The organism is Streptomyces bacillaris, assembly GCF_003268675.1.
Classification (GTDB): domain Bacteria; phylum Actinomycetota; class Actinomycetes; order Streptomycetales; family Streptomycetaceae; genus Streptomyces; species Streptomyces bacillaris.
In genome coordinates this window covers 6047214-6066043 of the sequence record NZ_CP029378.1, presented here as the reverse complement: position 1 = coordinate 6066043, position 18830 = coordinate 6047214, and the positions used below count along the sequence as shown (strand labels likewise).

Here is an 18830-nt window from a genome sequence, read left to right as displayed (position 1 = left end):
CAGCCGGGAAAGATACGGCTCCACCCTATCCAGCCACCGGGACCGCGAAGAGCCCCGTCCATCGAATGGACGGGGCTCCCGCGGTGGCGATCAGTTCAGGTGATCAGTGGTGGCCGTGGCCCTCGGTGATCTCCTTGTACTCCTCGACGGTGGGCTTGGCGATCTGGTTGTTCTCGCCGTAGTAGCCCTTGCTGAGCTTGGCCCGGACCTTCTCCAGTACGGGGATCTTGCGCTTTACGCCGTTCTCGTCGACCTCGGGGCCGAGTTCGAGCGGCTTGTACTGGTGGTGCTGGGTGAGCGTGTGCAGCTTGTCCTGGGACAGCGGCTCGTGGATCTCCACGAACTCACCGTGCGGCAGGCGCTTGATGATGCCGGTCTCGCGACCGTGCAGCACCTTCTCCTTGTCGCGGCGCTGGAGGCCGAGGCAGATCCGCTTGGTGACGATGAAGGCGATGACCGGTCCGACGAAGAAGAAGATCCGGACGAACCAGGTGATGGCGTTGATCGACAGGTGGAAGTGCGTGGCCCACAGGTCGTTACCACCGCCGACGAGGCCGATGAAGTACGCGGTGATCCAGGCGACGCCGAGCCCCGTACGGGTCGGGGCGTTGCGCGGGCGGTCCAGGATGTGGTGCTCGCGCTTGTCCCCGGTGATCCAGGACTCGATGAACGGGTACACCGCGGGCAGGGTGAGCACCAGGCCGAAGCCGACCAGCGGGATGAATACGCCGAGGTTGAGCGTGTAGCCCCAGTGGCTGATCTCCCAGCCGGGCATCACACGGACCAGACCCTCGGCGAAGCCCATGTACCAGTCGGGCTGGGCGCCGGTGGACACCTGGTCCGGGCGGTACGGTCCGAGCGCCCAGATCGGGTTGATCGTGGCGATGGCCGAGATGATCGCGATGATGCCGAAGACGAGGAAGAAGAAGCCTCCGGCCTTGGCCATGTAGACCGGCAGCAGCGGCATGCCGACGACGTTCTTGTTCGTCTTGCCGGGGCCCGGGTACTGCGTGTGCTTGTGGAAGACCACCAGGATGAGGTGGGCCACCAGCAGACCGAGCATGATGCCCGGCAGCAGCAGGATGTGGATCGAGTAGAACCGGGCCACGAAGTCGTGGCCGGGGAACTCGCCGCCGAACAGGAACATCGAGATGTACGTACCGACGATCGGCACGGACAGGATGGCGCCCTGGGTGAAGCGGACACCCGTACCGGAGAGCAGGTCGTCCGGGAGGGAGTAGCCGGTGAAGCCGGTGAACATGCCGAGCACGAAGAGCAGGAAGCCGAAGACCCAGTTGATCTCGCGCGGCTTGCGGAAGGCGCCCGTGAAGAAGACGCGCATCATGTGCACGAACATCGCCGCGAGGAAGATCAGGGCGGCCCAGTGGTGGATCTGCCGGACGAGCAGACCGCCGCGGACCTCGAAGCTGATCTTCAGCGTGGAGGCGTAGGCCTCCGACATCCGGATGCCCTGCATGGGCTCGTACGGGCCGTGGTAGACGACCTCGGTCATGCTCGGCTGGAAGAACAGCGTCAGGTACACACCCGTGAGGATGATGATGATGAAGCTGAAGAGCGCCACTTCACCGAGCATGAAGGACCAGTGGTCCGGGAAGATCTTGCGCATGTTGGCCTTGGCCAGGCCGTAGATGCCCAGTCGGCCGTCGGCCCAGTCGGCGACCCGCTCGCCCGCGGGTGCCTTGCGCTGTCCCGCCTGGTCGGCGGGCGGGGTGGTGGTCGCAGTACTCATCCGCGCTCCCAGAAGGACGGACCGACGGGCTCGTCGAAGTCACCGAGCGCCTCGAGGTTGCCCTCGCTGTTCACGCCGATCCGCAGCTGCGGAAGCGCGTGGCCGGCCGGACCGAAGATGACGCGGGCGCCGTCGGAGAGGTCGAAGGTGGACTGGTGGCACGGGCAGAGCACGTGGTGTGTCTGCTGCTCGTACAGGCTGATCGGGCAGCCGACGTGGGTGCAGATCTTGGAGAAGGCCACGATGCCCTCGTGGGCCCAGTCGCGCTGGCGCTTGTCCTTGATGTCGTCCGGTTCGATGCGGACGATCATCAGCGCGGCCTTGGCGATCTGCGAGAGGAAGTCGTGCGAGTCCTCCTCCAGGCCCTCGGGCTTGGCGAAGGTCAGCGATCCCACGGGGACGTGCTCCGGACGGAGCGGCTCGCCCGTGTTCATGTTGACGAGCAGCTTGCCCTTGGCCCACATCGTGGTCCGGAGCTTCTTCTCCGGGAGCGGACCGAGGTCGCGCAGCAGCACCACACCGGAGAGCGGCACCAGGGCCAGCGCACCGAAGAGGGTCGTGCGGATGAGCTTGCGGCGGCCGATCGCGGACTCCTCGGCACCGGCCTTGAAGTCGGCGAGGACCTTGGCCTTGACCTCGGGGGTCGCCTCGATCGGGTGGCGCTCGTCGGCGACCTCGACGTCGGACATCAGGGTGCGCGCCCAGTGGACGGCGCCTGCGCCGATGAAGAAGAGCGCGAAGCCGAGCGTCAGCCCCAGGGAGAAGTTGAGGGGGCTGACATGGCCGAAGGGCCAGATGTAGACGATCTTGTCCACGGGGAAGATGACGTACGACGCGATGAAGCCCACCGTCGACAGCATCGAGAGCGTGAACATGAACGCGACGGCCCGCTCGGAGCGGTTCGCGGCGCGTTCGTCGATGTCCTGGATACGCGGCTTGTGCGCCGGCAGCCCGGGGTCGGCGAACGGGTCGTCCGTACCCTCCACCGCGCCCTGCGCGGTCTCCTGCACTACGGGCAGGTTGTCTTCTGGAATCTTTTGGCTACTCATGACTTCTTGGCCTTAGCGGTGTGGGCCGCGACCCAGGCGGCGGCTGCGACGAGTGCGCCCAGCCCGAAGATCCAGGCGAAGAGCCCCTCACTGACCGGGCCGAGACCGCCGAGGGCGAGACCGCCGGGACTCGGCGTCTCCTCACCGTTCACGGACTTGATGTACGCGATGATGTCCTTCTTCTCCTGCTCCGGCATGATCGTGTCGGGGAAGGAGGGCATCGACTGCGGGCCGGTCTGCATGGCCTCGTAGATGTGCTTCGGGCTCACGCCTTCCAGGCTGGGGGCGTACTTGCCGTTGGTCAGCGCGCCTCCCTGGCCGGTGAAGTTGTGGCACTGGGCGCAGTTGTTGCGGAACAGTTCGCCACCCTTGGCGATGTCCGCGCCGGCCGGGTCGACCTGCTTGTCGGTCGGCGTGATCGGACCGGCGCCGAGCGACGCGACGTACGCCGCGAGCTGGTCGATCTCCGCCTGGGTGTAGATCTTCTTCTTCTTCGGTACCTGGGCGCCCGGCTGCTGCGCGGGCATACGGCCCGTACCGACCTGGAAGTCGACGGCGGCGGAGCCCACGCCCACGAGGGACGGCCCGTCGGTGGTGCCCTGACCGCCGGTTCCGTGGCAGCTGGCGCAGCCTACGGTGTAGAGCTTCTTGCCCTCGTCGATGGCGAGGGACTGGGCGGTTTCATCGGCCTGCGCCTTGCCCGCAGGCGCAAACGCGGCGTACAGCCCCCCGGTAGCCGCCAGCGCGAGGAGTAGTACGACGACCGCCGCCAGCGGATGGCGTCGTCGTGCGGAGAGCTTTTTCACGGATTACCCCGGTGTCAGGATCTTCTGCGTCGATGGTGGGTGGGTGCGAGCCCGGTTACTTGATCATGTAGATCGTTGCGAACAGGCCGATCCACACCACGTCCACGAAGTGCCAGTAGTAGGACACGACGATGGCCGCGGTGGCCTGGTCATGGGTGAACCTCTTGGCCGCGTACGTCCTGCCGAGGACCAGCAGGAAGGCGATGAGGCCGCCCGTCACATGCAGTCCGTGGAAGCCGGTGGTCAGGTAGAACACGGAGCCGTACGGGTCGGAGGAGAGGGAGAGCCCCGCCTCCTTGACCAGCTCCACGTACTCCAGGACCTGGCCGCCGATGAAGATCGAGCCCATCACGAACGTCACGATGAACCAGGTGCGGAGCTTCTTCACATCGCCCCGCTCGGCGGCGAAGACGCCGAGCTGGCAGGTGAGTGAGGAAAGCACCAGGATCGTGGTGTTCGTGGCCGCGAACGGGAAGTTCAGATGCCCGGCCATCTCCTTCCAGTACTCGGGTCCCATCACCGATCGAAGGGTGAAGTACATCGCGAAGAGGGCCGCGAAGAACATCAGCTCGGACGCCAACCAGATGATGGTTCCGACGCTGGTGAGGTTCGGCCGATTGACCGACGGGTGCGCGTGCCCGGTTTCTACTGTCGTTGCTGTCGCCACGACCGACATTATGTCGGTCGCTTATCCCGCCCTCACTCCGGGGGGTGCCGTTCGGTGTGTCAGTGGCGTGTGTCCTGCCCGAACGGCCCATCGAATCGGTGTCCTTACCGGTGCTGACGGCGGGTCTGGCGGAGTACGATCCGCGCATCGGTTCATGCCCCGAGAGCCCCGAAGACACAGCTGTCACGGAGGAACAATGCAGGCGACCGCCACGGTCCTGGTCTACAGCGACGACGCCAACATCCGCGAGCAGGTGAAGCTGGCGGCCGGGCGCAGGCCCGCCGCCGACGTGCCGGAAGTGCGGTTCCTGGAGTGCGCGACGCTTCCGGCCGTCCTGGCGGCACTGGACGCCGGCGGGGTCGACGTCTGCGTGCTGGACGGCGAGACGGCCCCCATCGGGGGGATGGGCGTCTGCCGGCAGATCAAGGACGAGATCTTCCACTGCCCCCCGGTCCTCCTGCTGATCGGCCGCCCGCAGGACGCGTGGCTGGCCACCTGGAGCCGTGCGGAGGCCGCGGTGACGCTGCCGGTGGACCCGGTGGAGTTCTCCGAGGCTCTGGCGGCCCTGCTGCGCGCCCGGCTCTCCGTGGAGGCGTGAGCCGCCCCTGCGGACAGGTGAGGAGCGCCCCGCGGTGCGGGGCGCTCCCGCTGCGCCCGGTCAGACATGGGGCCGCAGCCGGGCCGCCTGGAGCGTCTGGGGGCTGTCCGGCACCCCTTCGTTGAGGGCGCTGCCCTTCTGCCACTTCTCCCAGGACAGGTTCCAGTCGCCGAACCCGTTGTCGAACGGGGTCATGGTCTCCCCCGCGCTGCCTACGACCTTGACGATGTCGCCCTGGCGCACGGTGTCGAAGAACCAGGCGGCGTTGCTGGTGCTCATGCCGGTGCAGCCGTGGCTGACGTTGGCGGAGCCCTGGGAGCCGACGGACCAGGGTGCGGCGTGGACGTACTCCCCGCTCCAGGTCACCCGTGCGGCGTAGTAGACGGGCAGGTCGTACGACTCCGAGGAGCCGGCCGCGATGCCGATGGACTCGCCGCGCATCCGTACGTAGTACTCCTTGGCGAGCACCACCTTGACGCCGTTGCGGGTGGAGAAGCCGGGCTTGCCGGTGGTGACCGGAATGGTGTTGATCACTTCTCCGTTGCGCAGGACCGTCATGGTGTGGGTCGAGGCGTCGGTGAGGGCTTCGATCCGGTCGCCGGTGGTGATCTTGAGGGGCTTGGCCTCGGCTCCGTAGAGGGCGTTGGTCACCTTGATGCCCGCCAGGTTGGAGCGGACCTCGATGGTGGCGTTGGCGGGCCAGTACTCCTGGGGGCGGTAGTGCAGCTTCTTGTCGTCGACCCAGTACCAGGAGCCGGTGGCGGCCGGGGTGGAGCGGACCTTGAGGGCGCGCTCGACGGTGGCGCGTGAGGCCTTGTCGGTGACCGGAGCGCTGAGTTCCGCCGTGATGGGCTGTCCGACGCCGTAGGTGCCCGCCTGGGGGCCGAAGGAGACCTTCAGCAGCTTCTTGGGCGAGGAGGTCTCGAAGGAGAGCGTACGGGTGCCCGGAGCGCCGTCCTCGTTCTCGGTGGCGACCCTGACGGTGTATCCGGTTCCGGCGGCCAGCGGGGCGGTGGAGCGCCAGCGGCGGCCGTCGGCGGAGAGCTCGCCCGCGAGGTGGCGGCCGCCGGTGTCGACGGCGCTGACGTCGGTGATGCGGCTGTCGTCACCCTTGACGGTGACCTCGAGCGGCTTGTCGGGGTCGGCCTTCTCGTTCTTGGAGGGGCCGTTGAAGGAGACCTGGTCCCCCGCGTCGTACGGCTTCGTCGACAGCGGATGTCCGTCGGAGCCGCCACAGGCGGTCGCACCCGCGCCGAGGGTCACGACCAGCAGAGTGCAGCTCACTACGGTGCGGATGCGCGGCGTGTGGTTCATGACCTCACGCTAAGAAGATTCATCCGATCCAGCGCGTCCAATGCCTCCGAACGAGCGAGGGGCCCGTGTCGCTTCCTTGCGACGCGGGCCCCTCGTGGGGTAGTGCGGTGGCACCCTCAGGAGGGTGTCACTGGGTGCGGTTCTCGCCGCGGTAGTACTCGAAGACCCAGCCGAAGAGGCCGAGCAGGAGCAGCGGGGCGGAGAAGTACATCAGCCACCAGCCGAAGACGACGCCCAGGAAGGCGAAGGCGCCACCGACGGCCAGCGAGAGCGGCTGCCAGCTGTGCGGGGAGAAGAACCCCAGCTCGCCCGCCTCGTCGGCGACGTCCGCCTCCTTGTTGTCCTGGGCCATGGCGTCGACCCGGTTGGCCGTGAAGGCCAGGTAGAAGCCGATCATGACCGAGAGCCCGAAGGCCAGGAAGAGGGCCGTGGTGCCGATCGGCTCCTTGGACCACACGCCGTAGACGATGGCCATGCCGAGGATGAAGACGCTCAGCCAGATGAACATCTGTCCCTGGATCTTCACTTGCCTGCCTCCTTGCCGCCGGCGAGGGCCTTGTCCGACTCGGAGTGGTGCTCAAGCTGTTCGAGCGCCGCGATCTCCGGGTGGTGCAGGTCGAACGCCGGGGATTCGGAACGGATCCGCGGCAGGGTGAGGAAGTTGTGCCGCGGGGGCGGGCAGGAGGTCGCCCACTCCAGCGAACGGCCGTAACCCCAGGGGTCGTCGACCTCGATCTTCTTGCCGTACTTCGCGGTCTTCCAGACGTTGTAGAAGAACGGCAGCATCGACAGGCCGAGCACGAAGGACGCGATCGTGGAGATCGTGTTCAGCGCGGTGAAGCCGTCGGCGGCGAGGTAGTCCGCGTAACGACGTGGCATGCCCTCGGCACCGAGCCAGTGCTGCACCAGGAAGGTGCCGTGGAAGCCGACGAACAGCGTCCAGAAGGTGATCTTCCCGAGCCGCTCGTCCAGCATCTTGCCGGTGAACTTCGGCCACCAGAAGTGGAATCCGGAGAACATCGCGAAGACCACGGTGCCGAAGATGACGTAGTGGAAGTGCGCGACGACGAAGTACGAGTCGGAGACGTGGAAGTCCATCGGGGGCGAGGCCAGGATGACGCCGGTCAGACCACCGAAGGTGAAGGTGATGAGGAAGCCGACGGCCCAGAGCATCGGGGTCTCGAAGGACAATGACCCCTTCCACATCGTGCCGATCCAGTTGAAGAACTTCACACCTGTTGGCACCGCGATGAGGAATGTCATGAACGAGAAGAACGGCAATAGCACGCCGCCCGTCACATACATGTGGTGCGCCCACACCGTCACCGAGAGACCGGCGATGGCGATCGTCGCGGCGATCAGACCGATGTAGCCGAACATCGGCTTGCGGCTGAATACCGGAATGACCTCGGAAATGATGCCGAAGAACGGCAGGGCGATGATGTACACCTCTGGATGGCCGAAGAACCAGAAGAGGTGCTGCCAGAGCAACGCGCCGCCGTTGGCGGAATCGAAGATGTGCGAACCGAATTTACGGTCCGCCTCCAGGGCGAAGAGCGCGGCGGCCAGGACCGGGAAGGCCAGCAGGACCAGGACACCGGTCAGCAGGACGTTCCAGGTGAAGATCGGCATGCGGAACATCGTCATGCCGGGTGCGCGCATGCAGATGATCGTGGTGATGAAGTTGACCGAGCCGAGGATCGTGCCGAAGCCGGAGAAGGCCAGACCCATGATCCACATGTCGGCGCCGATGCCCGGCGAGCGGACGGCGTCGTTCAGCGGCGCGTAGGCGAACCACCCGAAGTCGGCGGCGCCCTGCGGGGTGAGGAAGCCGGCCACCGCGATGAGCGAGCCGAAGAGGTACAGCCAGTACGCGAACATGTTCAGCCGCGGGAACGCCACATCGGGCGCCCCGATCTGCAGCGGCATGATCCAGTTGGCGAACCCGGCGAACAGCGGCGTCGCGAACATCAGCAGCATGATCGTGCCGTGCATCGTGAACGCCTGGTTGAACTGCTCGTTCGACATGATCTGCGTGCCGGGACGAGCGAGCTCGGCGCGCATGAAGAGCGCCATGAGTCCGCCGATGATGAAGAAGGCGAACGACGTGACCAGGTAGAGCGTGCCGATGGTCTTGTGGTCCGTGCTGGTCATCCACTTGACGACGACATTGCCCGGCTGCTTGCGCCGGACCGGCAGCTCGTCCTCGTACGAGTCGTCTGCCGGTGCGGCACCCTGAGGTTCGTTGAGGATGCTCACAGTTGCTTCTTCTCCGCATTCCTGGCCGGGTCGGTCTGCTCGATGCCTGCCGGCACGTAGCCCGTCTGACCCTTCTCAGCCAGCTCCTTGAGGTGCTGCTGGTACCGCTCCGGGGAGACGACCTTGACGTTGAAGAGCATCCGGGAGTGGTCGACGCCGCAGAGCTCGGCGCACTTGCCCATGAAGGTGCCCTCCCGGTTGGGAGTGACCTCGAAGACGTTGGTGTGGCCCGGGATGACGTCCTGCTTCATGAGGAACGGCACCACCCAGAAGGAGTGGATGACGTCACGCGAAGTGAGGACGAAGCGGACCTTCTCCCCCTTCGGCAGCCACAGGGTCGGACCCGGGTTGCCGTTCTGGGGGTTACGGGTGCCGGGGATGCCCGCGTCGTAGACGCCGGTGGCGTCCGCGGGGAAGTCCTTCTGGAACTTGTCGGGGATGGCCGCGAGCTCCTTGGGAACCTCGCTGCCCGCTGCGGGCTGGCCTTCCACCTTCTCGATGTAGTTGAAGGCCCAGCTCCACTGGTAGCCGACCACGTTGATGGTGTGGGCCGGCTTGTCGGAGAGTTCGAGGAGCTTGGACTCATCGCGCGCGGTGAAGTAGAAGAGCACCGAGACGATGATGAGCGGAACCACTGTGTACAACGCCTCGATGGGCATGTTGTACCTGGTCTGCGGAGGTACCTCCACCTTGGTCCGGCTACGCCGGTGGAAGAAGACGCTCCAGAGGATCAGCCCCCAGACAAGGACACCCGTGACGAGCGCTGCCGCCCACGAGCCTTGCCAGAGGGAGAGGATCCGAGGGGCCTCTTCCGTCACCGGGGTGGGCATACCGAGGCGGGGAAAATCCTCCCAGTTGTATGAACAACCGGAGGCCGTCGCCAGGACCAGGCCCGCAGTCAGCACCTGCGGCAGCTTCCGCCGCATCGGGCGCCGCGACGAGCGGTCGGAGCCGTTGGGACTCACGTAGCGCCTTCCCGAGAGTCTCGCCCGCACGGGCGGCGCGCCCGTCTCGCTGGTCGGTCGCCGTCCCTGACGCGGGCAGGGGTTTGGATGTTTATGCGGACCAAACCCTACTGGACGCTATTTGGGGTCGCGCGGGGAGGGTGCCCAACGCGCCGCCCGACTCCCCGAAGGGATGGAATCCGGGCCTCCGGCCGTCATCTGACACCCCCTAGGACGGGCGGCCGGGCAGCCGGGCGCCGAGGTGACAGGCGGTGCGGGCTAGCGTGGCGGTGTGCCCTACTTCGACGCCGCCTCCGCCGCCCCCCTGCACCCCGTCGCACGTCAGGCGCTGCTTGCCGCGCTGGACGAGGGGTGGGCCGACCCCGCCCGGCTCTACCGCGAGGGGCGGCGGGCCCGGCTGCTGCTGGACGCCGCCCGGGAGGCCGCGGCGGACGCGGTCGGCTGCCGTCCGGACGAGCTGGTCTTCACCTCTTCGGGGACCACCGCCGTCCACGCCGGAGTGGCCGGTGCTCTTTCGGGGCGTCGGCGTGTCGGCCGCCATCTGGCCCTCTCGGCCGTCGAGCACTCCTCCGTACTCCATGCGGCGGCGGCGCACGAGGCGGCGGGCGGGACGGTGACCCAGGTGCCGGTGGGGCGGTCGGGGCGGTGGACCCGGGGGCGTACGCCGGGGCGCTGCGGGACGGCACCGCGCTGGCCTGCCTCCAGTCGGCCAACCATGAGGTGGGGACCGAGCAGCCGGTGGCGGAGGTGGCCGCGCTCTGCGCCGAGGCCGGGGTGCCGCTGCTGGTGGACGCCGCCCAGTCGCTGGGGTGGGGTCCGGTGGCGGGCGGCTGGTCGCTGCTGACGGCGAGCGCGCACAAGTGGGGCGGCCCGGCCGGGGTGGGGCTGCTGGCGGTACGGAAGGGAGTGCGGTTCGCGCCGCAGGGCCCGGCCGGGGAGCGGGAGTCGGGGCGGGCGCCGGGGTTCGAGAACCTGCCCGCGATCGTGGCGGCGGCGGCCTCGCTCCGCGCGGTACGGGACGAGGCGGCGGCCGAGGCGGTGCGGCTGCGGGCGCTGGTGGACCGGATCCGGACCGTGGTGGCCGAGCGGGTGGGCGATGTGGAGGTGGTGGGCGATCCGGAGCGGCGGCTCCCGCACCTGGTCACCTTCTCCTGTCTCTATGTCGATGGAGAGACCCTTCTCCATGAGCTGGACCGGCACGGGTTCTCCGTATCGTCCGGTTCGTCCTGTACGAGCAGCACGCTGGAGCCGAGCCATGTGCTCAAGGCGATGGGGGTGCTGTCGGAGGGGAACGTCCGGGTCTCGCTGCCGCTCGGCACGGCGGAGGCGGACGTGGACCGCTTCCTGGAGGTGGTGCCCGGGGTGGTCGCGGAGGTACGGGAACGGCTCGGCGCCCCCGTGTCGGCGCCGCCCTCCCCCGCTCCGGCCCGGTCCCTGGTGGTCGACGCGCTGGGCCGCCGCTGCCCGATCCCGGTGATCGAACTCGCAAAGGTGATCGGGGAGGTACCGGTGGGCGCCACGGTGACGGTCCTCGCGGACGACGAGGCGGCCCGGCTGGACATCCCCGCCTGGTGCGAGATGCGGGAGCAGGAGTACGTGGGCGAGGAGCCGGCGGACCGGGGCTCGGCCTATGTGGTCCGCCGGCTCTCCTGACGACTGGAGGACTAGACGAGGTGCTGCTGGACCTCGGCGGCGGCCTCGTGGCCGTACGCCTTGGTGAAGCGGTCCATGAAGTGGGTGCGGCGCAGGGTGTACTCCTGGGTGCCGACCGTCTCGATGACCAGCGTGGCGAGCATGCAGCCGACCTGGGCGGCGCGCTCCAGGCCGACGCCCCAGGCGAGACCGGAGAGGAACCCGGCCCGGAAGGCGTCGCCGACGCCGGTCGGGTCGGCCTTGGTCTCCTCCTCCGGGCAGCCGACCTCGATGACCGGCTCGCCGGCCTTCTCGATCCGGACACCGCGGGAGCCGAGCGTGGTGACCCGGTGGCCCACCTTGGCGAGGATCTCCTCGTCGCTCCAGCCGGTCTTGGACTCGATGAGCCCCTTCTCGTACTCGTTGGAGAAGAGGTACGTGGCGCCGTCCAGCAGGATGCGGATCTCCTCGCCGTCCATGCGCGCGATCTGCTGGGAGAAGTCGGCGGCGAACGGGATGTTCCGCGAGCGGCACTCCTCGGTGTGGCGGAGCATCGCCTCCGGGTCGTCCGCGCCGATCGAGACGAGGTCCAGGCCGCCGACCCGGTCCGCGACGCTCTTCAGCTCGATCAGCCGGGCCTCGCTCATCGCGCCCGTGTAGAAGGAGCCGATCTGGTTGTGGTCGGCGTCGGTGGTGCAGACGAAGCGGGCGGTGTGCAGGACCTCGGAGATCCGGACCGAGCCGGTCTCCACGCCGTGCCGGTCGAGCCAGGCGCGGTACTCGTCGAAGTCGGAGCCCGCGGCGCCCACGAGGATCGGCTCCGTGCCGAGCAGCCCCATGCCGAAGCAGATGTTGGCGGCGACACCGCCCCGGCGCACATCGAGGTTGTCGACCAGGAAGGAGAGGGAGACCGTGTGCAGCTGATCCGCGACCAGCTGGTCGGCGAAGCGGCCGGGGAAGGTCATGAGGTGGTCGGTGGCGATGGAGCCGGTGACTGCGATACGCACGGGGAGGCTTCTCCTGCGGAAGGCGAAGGGCCGAGGTGCGCCCTCCGGGACGGCGTGACAGTTCACGCTACCGGGTGACCCCTCCGGCCGGGAAAAGGGAAAACTACCCGATAGTAGGGCTTTCTACCTGAGCGTGACCGTGGTTACGGTGCGGATATGTCGAAGCACACCGCAACGCGGGAGTCCGAAGTGAGCCTGGCCGAGCTGCGCGGGGACTGCGCGCGCATGGCCCCGCACTGGACCACGCCCAAGAAGACCGTGGTCACCCCGGTCAAGCCGTCGCTGATCCACGGGGTCACGGTGCCGCCCGCGTCGGCGCGGCTGGTGGACGCGATGTCGGAGTACGGGGAGTGAGCCGGGCCTGATCCGGGATCCGGCCCCTGGCCGGATCCAGACCCTCGGTTCGATGGCCGGGCCTGCTGAGGCGTTCCGGCTCGCCCCGGCTCGCTCCGGCCCGCCCCGGCCCGTACCGGTGCGTCTTCGGCGTGTTTCCTCGCATCTTCGGCCTGAACCGTACGGGGAACGCGCCCCGTTCGCCGGTGTGCGGGGAGCACCGGGGAACCGCTCGCTCCTCCGTTCCGTCCCACCGGTGTCCCCGTCCGGGGGCACGCGGTAGTGAACGCGACGGCAACGCAGTCGAAGGAGCGATCCGGTGAGCACCGAGCGACCCGACAACGACGTGACCGGCCCCCGGCGGCGGCGTACGCCGCTCGCGGTGGCCTCGGTGGCGGCAGCGGTGCTGCTGGCCGGGGGCGGTGGGGCCTACTGGGCCACCACCGCCTCCGGTGACGGCGGCGCGGCGGACGGCGGCGGGAACGCCTCCCGTGACGCGGCCCCCGTGCTGGCGCTGGACGCCGCCGAGGCCGCCCCGGCCACCCCCGGTGACCCGGACACGCCTCCCCCGGGCATCGCCCCGGGCGAACCGGACCCGAACGGCCCGCCGGTCGTCTACCGGGCGGAGGGCAAGCTCCCCGACGGCCCGGACAAGGCGGCGGTGCACCGCGCCACGGGCACGGTCGCCCCAGCGGAGGTCGCCCGGCTGGCGAAGGCGCTCGGCATCCCGGGGACCCCGCGGACCGTGGACGCCTCCTGGGTGGTCGGTGACGAGGACGGGCCCGGCGCGCTCCTGAAGGTCACCAAGCAGGCCCCGGGCACCTGGACGTTCGCTCGCACCACGCCCGTGGAGCCGTGCGAGCCGGGGAAGACGTGCGCCAACCAGAGCCCGCCGGAGGCGGACGGGAAGCCGGTGAGCGAGCAGGCCGCGAAGGCCGCCGCCGCGCCTGTGCTGAAGGCCGTCGGCCAGGAGGACGCGGCGCTGAACGCGGCCCAGCTCATGGGTGACGTACGCGTGGTGAACGCGGAGCCGAAGGTGGACGGGCTGCCCACCTACGGCTGGACGACCGGAGTGCAGATCGGCCCGGACGGCACGGTGGCCGGGGGCAGCGGCCAGCTGAAGGCCCTGGAGAAGGGGGCCACCTACCCCGTGATCGGGGCCGAGGCGGCGCTGAACCAGCTCAACGAGGCGGGCCGGGCCAAGGGGGACGCGAGCCGGGACATCGGCGGCTGCGCCACCCCCGTACCGCTGGAGGGCGAGCCGAAGCCGGGCGACCCGCAGTGCGTGCCGTCGAACGGCAAGCGGGCCCCGGTGCAGCACACGGTCGAGGGCGCGGTGTTCGGGCTGGCCCTGAGCTATGTGGAGGGCCGGCAGACCCTCGTACCGTCGTGGCTGTTCCAGGTCCGGCAGGGGTCGGGCGGGCCGGAGAGCACGGTGACGCAGATCGCGGTGGCGCCGGAGTACGTCGAGAAGCCGGCCACGCCGACGCCGTCGGGCGACCGTAAGGCGACCTCGTACGCGGCCGACGGCCGGACGCTGGAGGTGACCTTCTGGGGCGGGGTCTGCTCCAGCTACACGGCGAGCGCCGAGGAGAGCCCGGGTCAGGTGCGGATCACCATCACGGAGAAGCCGCAGAAGGACGGCGCCTGCATCATGATCGCCAAGGAGCTGAAGCGGACGGTGACGCTGGAGAAGCCGTTGGGCGACCGTACGGTGATCGACGCGGAGAGCGGGGCGACGGTGCCGCGCAGCTGAGCGTGGAGTGAAGGCACAGAACGTACGAGGGCGGCCCCGGGAGTGGATCCGGGGCCGCCCTCGTACGTCGTACGCGCTCTCGCAGCGTTTAGCTGAACGAGTCGCCGCAGGCGCAGGAGCCGGTGGCGTTCGGGTTGTCGATCGTGAAGCCCTGCTTCTCGATGGTGTCGACGAAGTCGATGGAGGCGCCGCCCAGATACGGGGCGCTCATCCGGTCGGTGACGACCTTGACGCCGTCGAAGTCCTTGACGACGTCCCCGTCGAGCGAGCGCTCGTCGAAGAAGAGCTGGTAGCGCAGGCCCGAGCAACCGCCGGGCTGGACGGCGACGCGCAGCGCCAGGTCCTCGCGGCCTTCCTGCTCCAGCAGGGCCTTGACCTTGGCTGCGGCGGCGTCGGACAGGAGGATGCCGTCGCTCACGGTGGTGGTCTCGTCCGATACGGACATCTGCTTCTCTCCCGGGTTGTACGGACTGCTTGCCGACGGTTCAACCGTCTCAGCCACGGATTCATTCCGGGCCAAGCGCGTGTCTGTTCCTTTTCATGCTCGCACACCCGCTCGCCCGGGGGATGCGTCACATCGACGCTATCGGCATCGTCAAAGTGACACGAAGGAGCTATGATAGATAGCGTCAAATAGACGAAAAGGCGCGTTCACCCAAGCCGCAGAGCAGAACGCAGAGAAGAAAGGGTGCGTGACGTGACCACGGCCCAGCCCCTGGACGTACAGCCGACACCCCTCGCGCTGCTGCTGCTCGGTCGCGAGGCCGACCCGAGGAGCGAGCGAGGCGTCGAATGCCCCGGCGACCTCCCCTCCCCCTCCGACCCGGACCTGGTCGCCCGGGCCCGCGCGGCGAAGGAGAGGCTCGGGGACCGGGTCTTCGTCCTCGGCCACCACTACCAGCGCGACGAGGTCATCCAGTTCGCGGACGTGACCGGCGACTCGTTCAAGCTCGCCCGGGACGCGGCCGCGCGCCCGGAGGCGGAGTACATTGTTTTTTGCGGTGTGCACTTCATGGCCGAGTCCGCGGACATCCTGACCACGGACGCCCAGGCGGTCGTGCTGCCGGACCTGGCGGCGGGCTGCTCGATGGCCGACATGGCCACCGCCGAGCAGGTCGCGGAGTGCTGGGACGTGCTGACGGACGCCGGGATCGCCGACCAGGTGGTGCCCGTCTCGTACATGAACTCCTCCGCCGACATCAAGGCCTTCACCGGCCGCCACGGCGGCACGATCTGCACCTCGTCCAACGCGAAACGGGCCCTGGAGTGGGCCTTCGAGCAGGGCGAGAAGATCCTCTTCCTCCCCGACCAGCACCTGGGCCGCAACACGGCGGTGCGGGACATGGGGATGAGCCTGGAGGACTGCGTCGTCTACAACCCGCACAAGCCGAACGGCGGCCTCACCGCCGAGCAGCTGCGGGACGCCAAGATGATCCTGTGGCGCGGCCACTGCTCGGTCCACGGCCGCTTCTCGGTCGAGTCGGTCGAGGACGTCCGGGCCCGGATCCCCGGGGTCAACGTGCTGGTGCACCCGGAGTGCAAGCACGAGGTCGTGGCGGCGGCGGACTACGTCGGCTCGACGGAGTACATCATCAAGGCGCTGGAGGCGGCCCCGCGCGGCTCGAAGTGGGCCATCGGTACGGAGCTGAACCTGGTCCGCCGCCTGGCGAACCGTTTCGCCGCGGAGGACAAGGAGATCGTCTTCCTCGACAAGACGGTCTGCTTCTGCTCGACGATGAACCGCATCGACCTGCCGCACCTGGTCTGGACGCTGGAGTCGCTGGCCGACGGCAAGCTGGTCAACCGGATCGAGGTCGACCCCGAGACGGAGAAGTTCGCCAAGCTGGCGCTGGAGCGGATGCTGGCGCTGCCGTAACGGCGGGCCTCCATCCACCAGGAAAGCCCCGGTATGCCGCAGGTGTAGGCATACCGGGGCTTTTCGCTGCCGGGCCTCCTCTCCCGGACCGGCTGAATCTTCCCCATACATCCACCGCCCCCTCCACCCCGTAACTACGCTGCTACTCACCGCAGCCGGGGCTGACCGGGAACGAACGGCGAGACGACAGTGGGGCGGGCATGAGTTACGAGGACCGTGGGACGGGCACGAGCGCGGGGGACGAGGCGCGCGGCACGGGCGTAGGCGCGCGGGCAGGGACGGCGAAAGGGTCGGCGGGAGGGGATCTGCCGCGGGCGGAGGAAGAGGTACGGACCCGACGCGGCGCCGCCGAGAAGGACCCCGCCACCGGCAGGCCCGCTCTGGCGGCCGCCCTGGGCGTCCTCTCCGCCCTCCGCGCCGAGGCCGGGGACGTACAGGGGGCCATCGCGCCCGCCGAGGAGGCGGCCGTGATCTACCGGTCCCTCGGCTCCCTCGACGACGACGGTCCCGGCGGCTTCCTGCCCGAACTGGCCGGGGCGCTGCACCGGTGGTCGGAGCTGCTCGCCGCTGTCGGGGACACAGCAGGCGCCCTGCCCCGGCGAAGGACGCCGCGCGGATCTACGCCGAGCTGGGCATGAAGCGCCCGGGCGACTACCAGGCGGAGCTGGCCCTGGCCATGAGCGCGCTGGGCGACCGGATCGCCGCCACCGGGGACCCGGCGGCCGCCGCGCCGTTCGCGAAGCAGGCCGTACGGCTCCAGCGGGAGCTGGTCGACGAGGACCAGCCGGGGGCGTCCGTACCGGCACTCGTGGAGTACCTGCTGCGGTACGCCGGGCAGCTGGCCGGGTCCGGCGAGGCGGTGGAGGCCGTGCCCCGGGCCGAGGAGGCCGTGGGGCTCCTCCGGGACCTGGCCGCGGACGAGCCGGAGGTCTTCCGTCCGCGGCTCGCCACGGCCCTGCACACCCTGGGCGGCCACCGCGCGGCCGTGAGCGACACCTCGGGGACGATCGAGGCGACGGCGGAGGCCGTGAGCCTGTTCCGGGGGCTCGCGGACGAGCGGCCGGCCCGGGGGCTTACAAACGAGGGGCCGGTCCGGGGACTCACCGACGGGCGGCCGACGGCAGGGTTCACCGGCGAGCAGCCGGCCGCCGGGGTCGTCGACGAGCGATCGGCCCGGGCACTCGCAGGCAGGCGGCCGGTCCGGAGGCTCAACGGCGAGCGGCCGGTCCCGGGGCTCACCGACGGGCAACCGGCCGGCTTCCGCCCGGAGCTGGCCACGGCGCTGGACTCCCTGGCCGGTCACCTCGGCCGGGCCGGTGACCCGGCGGCGGGGCTGCGGGTGGCGGAGGAGGCGGTGGCGCTCCACCGCGAGCTGGTGGCGGAGAGTGCGGAGGCGTTCCGTCCGGGGCTCGCCGCCGCGCTGCGCACGCTGGCCCGGTGCCTGGCGGACACCGGGGACCCGGTGGGTGCCCTGCCCCCGGTACGGGAGGCCGTCGCACTGCTGCGGGCACATGGGGAAGAGGCGGAGGAGGAGTTGGCCGGGGCCCTTCGGATGCTCGGCACGTATGTGGAGCTGGAGGGCGACGCGGAGGGGGCGGTGGAGGCGTTCTGGGAGGCGGTGACCCTCAACCGCCGGCTGACGCCGGACCGGCCGGATCCCTCTCCCGCCTCGGCCACGCCCCTGATCGCGGCTCTGGACGACCTGACCCGGGCGCTCGGGCGTCTGGGCAGGCATGCGGCGGCGGTCGAGGAGTTCGACGGCATCGTCAAGGAGTTCGCTGAGACCGATCCGGTGGTCGGCCGCCGCCTGGTCGTGGAGCGGAACGCCTTCCTGCTGCGCTGCCCCGCCCCCTGGCCCACGACCGGGCTGGCGGAGCTGGTGCTGTGGCTCGACGAGGACGGGCAGCGGGCCGGGGGCCCGGACGCCGTGACCGTACGGGCCCGGCAGGCGCTGCGCTCGTACGGGGACCCGGCGGCGGTGCGCACGGTGTGGGAGGAGGAGACGTTCACGCCCGCGCCGGAGTGGCTCGCCGTGCGGGCGGAGACCCTGGACCTGGTCAGCGCCTGGATGTTCGCGCCCAACTGGCCCCGCTCGCGCGACTTCTGGTCGGGCAACGCGGAGGTGCTGGGCAGCGAGGAGGCGGCGGCGGCCCTGGACGAGCTGGCGATCCTGGACCCGCACGGCGCCCAGCGGCACGCGACGCTCCGGGACGCGGTGCTGGTCCACGGGGTGACCGCCGCCTATGACCCGCTGATCCTGTCGGAGCAGCTGGCGGAGTGGCTGGAGTGCGCGGACTGGACGGAGTCGCGGGCCTACCTGGAGGAGCACCCGCGCCTCCTGACCGTACAACCGCCCCCGGACACCCCCCTGGCCCATGTCGCCATGCTCGACATCGGCCGCACGGAGGGCCTGGACGCCGCGTACCGCCTGGTGGAGGACCGCGAGACCCTCCAGACGTATGTGGACCGCGCGTTGGAGGCCGGGGACGGCACCTCCCTGATGCACGCCGGAGGCATCGAGGGCCAGGTCTTCGGCGACCGCCTCTCCTCGCTCACCCACGCCCAGATGGCCCTGGTCCTCTCGGGCGAGACGCGCGGCTTCGACCCGGCCGACCTGGCCGCCCTCCGCCACAAGGCCGACGAGCGGACGCGCACCCGCCTCCTGGACGAGGCCCGGGCCGTCACCACCCGCCACCCCGAACGGAACGGGGAGACGCTGGGCCGCATCATCGAGGCCCTGGGCGGCGACGGGGCCTGAGGCCGACGGGCCGCCGCCTTCCAGGGCCTGGGCGGGTTCGTCTGAGGCTGTCGGGCCGCC

Annotated in this window: 16 protein-coding genes and 1 pseudogene; 7 read left to right on the top strand and 10 right to left on the bottom strand. The window is 69.7% G+C overall.

Annotated elements, in window-relative coordinates; genetic code table 11:
• Positions 1 to 103: 103 nt before the first annotated feature.
• The 4 genes from qcrB to ctaE are packed head-to-tail and all read right to left on the bottom strand — an operon-like array spanning position 104 to position 4281.
• Positions 104 to 1750, bottom strand: a complete 1647-nt coding sequence (gene qcrB / locus DJ476_RS26325) for a cytochrome bc1 complex cytochrome b subunit (RefSeq protein ID WP_103421242.1) — start codon at positions 1748 to 1750, stop codon at positions 104 to 106.
• Positions 1747 to 2799, bottom strand: coding sequence for a cytochrome bc1 complex Rieske iron-sulfur subunit (gene qcrA / locus DJ476_RS26320; protein WP_070203238.1), 1053 nt, complete (start codon positions 2797 to 2799; stop codon positions 1747 to 1749). Before qcrA ends, qcrB begins: the two co-directional genes overlap by 4 nt.
• The gene (gene qcrC / locus DJ476_RS26315; RefSeq protein ID WP_070203239.1) at positions 2796 to 3605 is read right to left on the bottom strand and encodes a cytochrome bc1 complex diheme cytochrome c subunit; all 810 of its coding nucleotides are present in this window, start codon (positions 3603 to 3605) and stop codon (positions 2796 to 2798) included. The genes qcrA and qcrC overlap by 4 nt, the downstream gene beginning before the upstream one ends.
• A 55-nt stretch (positions 3606 to 3660) precedes the next feature.
• Positions 3661 to 4281, bottom strand: coding sequence for an aa3-type cytochrome oxidase subunit III (ctaE, locus tag DJ476_RS26310; protein ID WP_026237276.1), 621 nt, complete (start codon positions 4279 to 4281; stop codon positions 3661 to 3663).
• A gap of 187 nt (positions 4282 to 4468) precedes the next feature.
• On the opposite strand from ctaE, the gene DJ476_RS26305 reads away from it, so the two are divergent.
• Entirely contained in the window at positions 4469 to 4870 is a 402-nt protein-coding gene (locus DJ476_RS26305; RefSeq protein WP_103421243.1) for a DNA-binding transcriptional response regulator, read from the top strand.
• Between the two features lie 60 nt (positions 4871 to 4930).
• On the opposite strand, the gene DJ476_RS26300 is transcribed toward DJ476_RS26305, so the two are convergent.
• The 4 genes from DJ476_RS26300 to ctaC form a co-directional block, all read right to left on the bottom strand.
• Positions 4931 to 6184 (bottom strand): L,D-transpeptidase, encoded by a 1254-nt coding sequence (locus tag DJ476_RS26300; RefSeq protein ID WP_019766364.1) that lies wholly within the window; start codon positions 6182 to 6184, stop codon positions 4931 to 4933.
• Between the two features lie 127 nt (positions 6185 to 6311).
• Positions 6312 to 6710, bottom strand: a complete 399-nt coding sequence (locus DJ476_RS26295) for a cytochrome c oxidase subunit 4 (protein ID WP_019766363.1) — start codon at positions 6708 to 6710, stop codon at positions 6312 to 6314.
• Positions 6707 to 8443, bottom strand: a complete 1737-nt coding sequence (gene ctaD, locus DJ476_RS26290; protein ID WP_019766362.1) for an aa3-type cytochrome oxidase subunit I — start codon at positions 8441 to 8443, stop codon at positions 6707 to 6709. The genes DJ476_RS26295 and ctaD overlap by 4 nt, the downstream gene beginning before the upstream one ends.
• Positions 8440 to 9408: an aa3-type cytochrome oxidase subunit II gene (ctaC, locus tag DJ476_RS26285; RefSeq protein ID WP_026237277.1), complete on the bottom strand. Its 969-nt coding sequence runs from the start codon at positions 9406 to 9408 to the stop codon at positions 8440 to 8442. The genes ctaD and ctaC overlap by 4 nt, the downstream gene beginning before the upstream one ends.
• A 271-nt stretch (positions 9409 to 9679) precedes the next feature.
• Between ctaC and DJ476_RS26280 the strand changes: the two are divergent.
• Positions 9680 to 11061 (top strand): annotated as a pseudogene (locus DJ476_RS26280) (aminotransferase class V-fold PLP-dependent enzyme).
• 11 nt (positions 11062 to 11072) lie between these two features.
• Here DJ476_RS26280 and DJ476_RS26275 read toward each other — a convergent pair.
• Positions 11073 to 12047, bottom strand: a complete 975-nt coding sequence (locus DJ476_RS26275) for a carbohydrate kinase family protein (RefSeq protein ID WP_070203242.1) — start codon at positions 12045 to 12047, stop codon at positions 11073 to 11075.
• A 156-nt stretch (positions 12048 to 12203) separates the two neighbouring features.
• Here DJ476_RS26275 and DJ476_RS26270 point away from each other — a divergent pair, with 156 nt between their 5' ends.
• Positions 12204 to 12401: a hypothetical protein gene (locus DJ476_RS26270; protein ID WP_029395703.1), complete on the top strand. Its 198-nt coding sequence runs from the start codon at positions 12204 to 12206 to the stop codon at positions 12399 to 12401.
• A 298-nt stretch (positions 12402 to 12699) separates the two neighbouring features.
• Entirely contained in the window at positions 12700 to 14136 is a 1437-nt protein-coding gene (locus tag DJ476_RS26265) for a hypothetical protein (RefSeq protein WP_112491714.1), read from the top strand.
• 88 nt (positions 14137 to 14224) lie between these two features.
• Here the strand turns inward: DJ476_RS26265 and DJ476_RS26260 are convergent, their stop codons facing one another.
• Complete coding sequence (locus tag DJ476_RS26260) at positions 14225 to 14581, bottom strand: iron-sulfur cluster assembly accessory protein (protein WP_006123927.1); 357 nt, start codon at positions 14579 to 14581, stop codon at positions 14225 to 14227.
• 252 nt (positions 14582 to 14833) lie between these two features.
• On the opposite strand from DJ476_RS26260, the gene nadA reads away from it, so the two are divergent.
• The 3 genes from nadA (at position 14834) to DJ476_RS35205 (ending at position 18770) form a co-directional block, all read left to right on the top strand.
• Positions 14834 to 16012 carry a quinolinate synthase NadA gene (gene nadA / locus DJ476_RS26255; RefSeq protein ID WP_103416214.1) on the top strand — a complete coding sequence of 393 codons (1179 nt, stop codon included), beginning with the start codon at positions 14834 to 14836 and terminating at the stop codon, positions 16010 to 16012.
• 200 nt (positions 16013 to 16212) lie between these two features.
• On the top strand, positions 16213 to 16650 hold the full coding sequence (locus DJ476_RS35810; RefSeq protein WP_162638798.1) for a hypothetical protein: 438 nt from the start codon (positions 16213 to 16215) through the stop codon (positions 16648 to 16650).
• Positions 16647 to 18770 (top strand): tetratricopeptide repeat protein, encoded by a 2124-nt coding sequence (locus DJ476_RS35205; RefSeq protein WP_162638796.1) that lies wholly within the window; start codon positions 16647 to 16649, stop codon positions 18768 to 18770. The genes DJ476_RS35810 and DJ476_RS35205 overlap by 4 nt, the downstream gene beginning before the upstream one ends.
• The last annotated feature ends 60 nt before the right edge of the window (positions 18771 to 18830 follow it).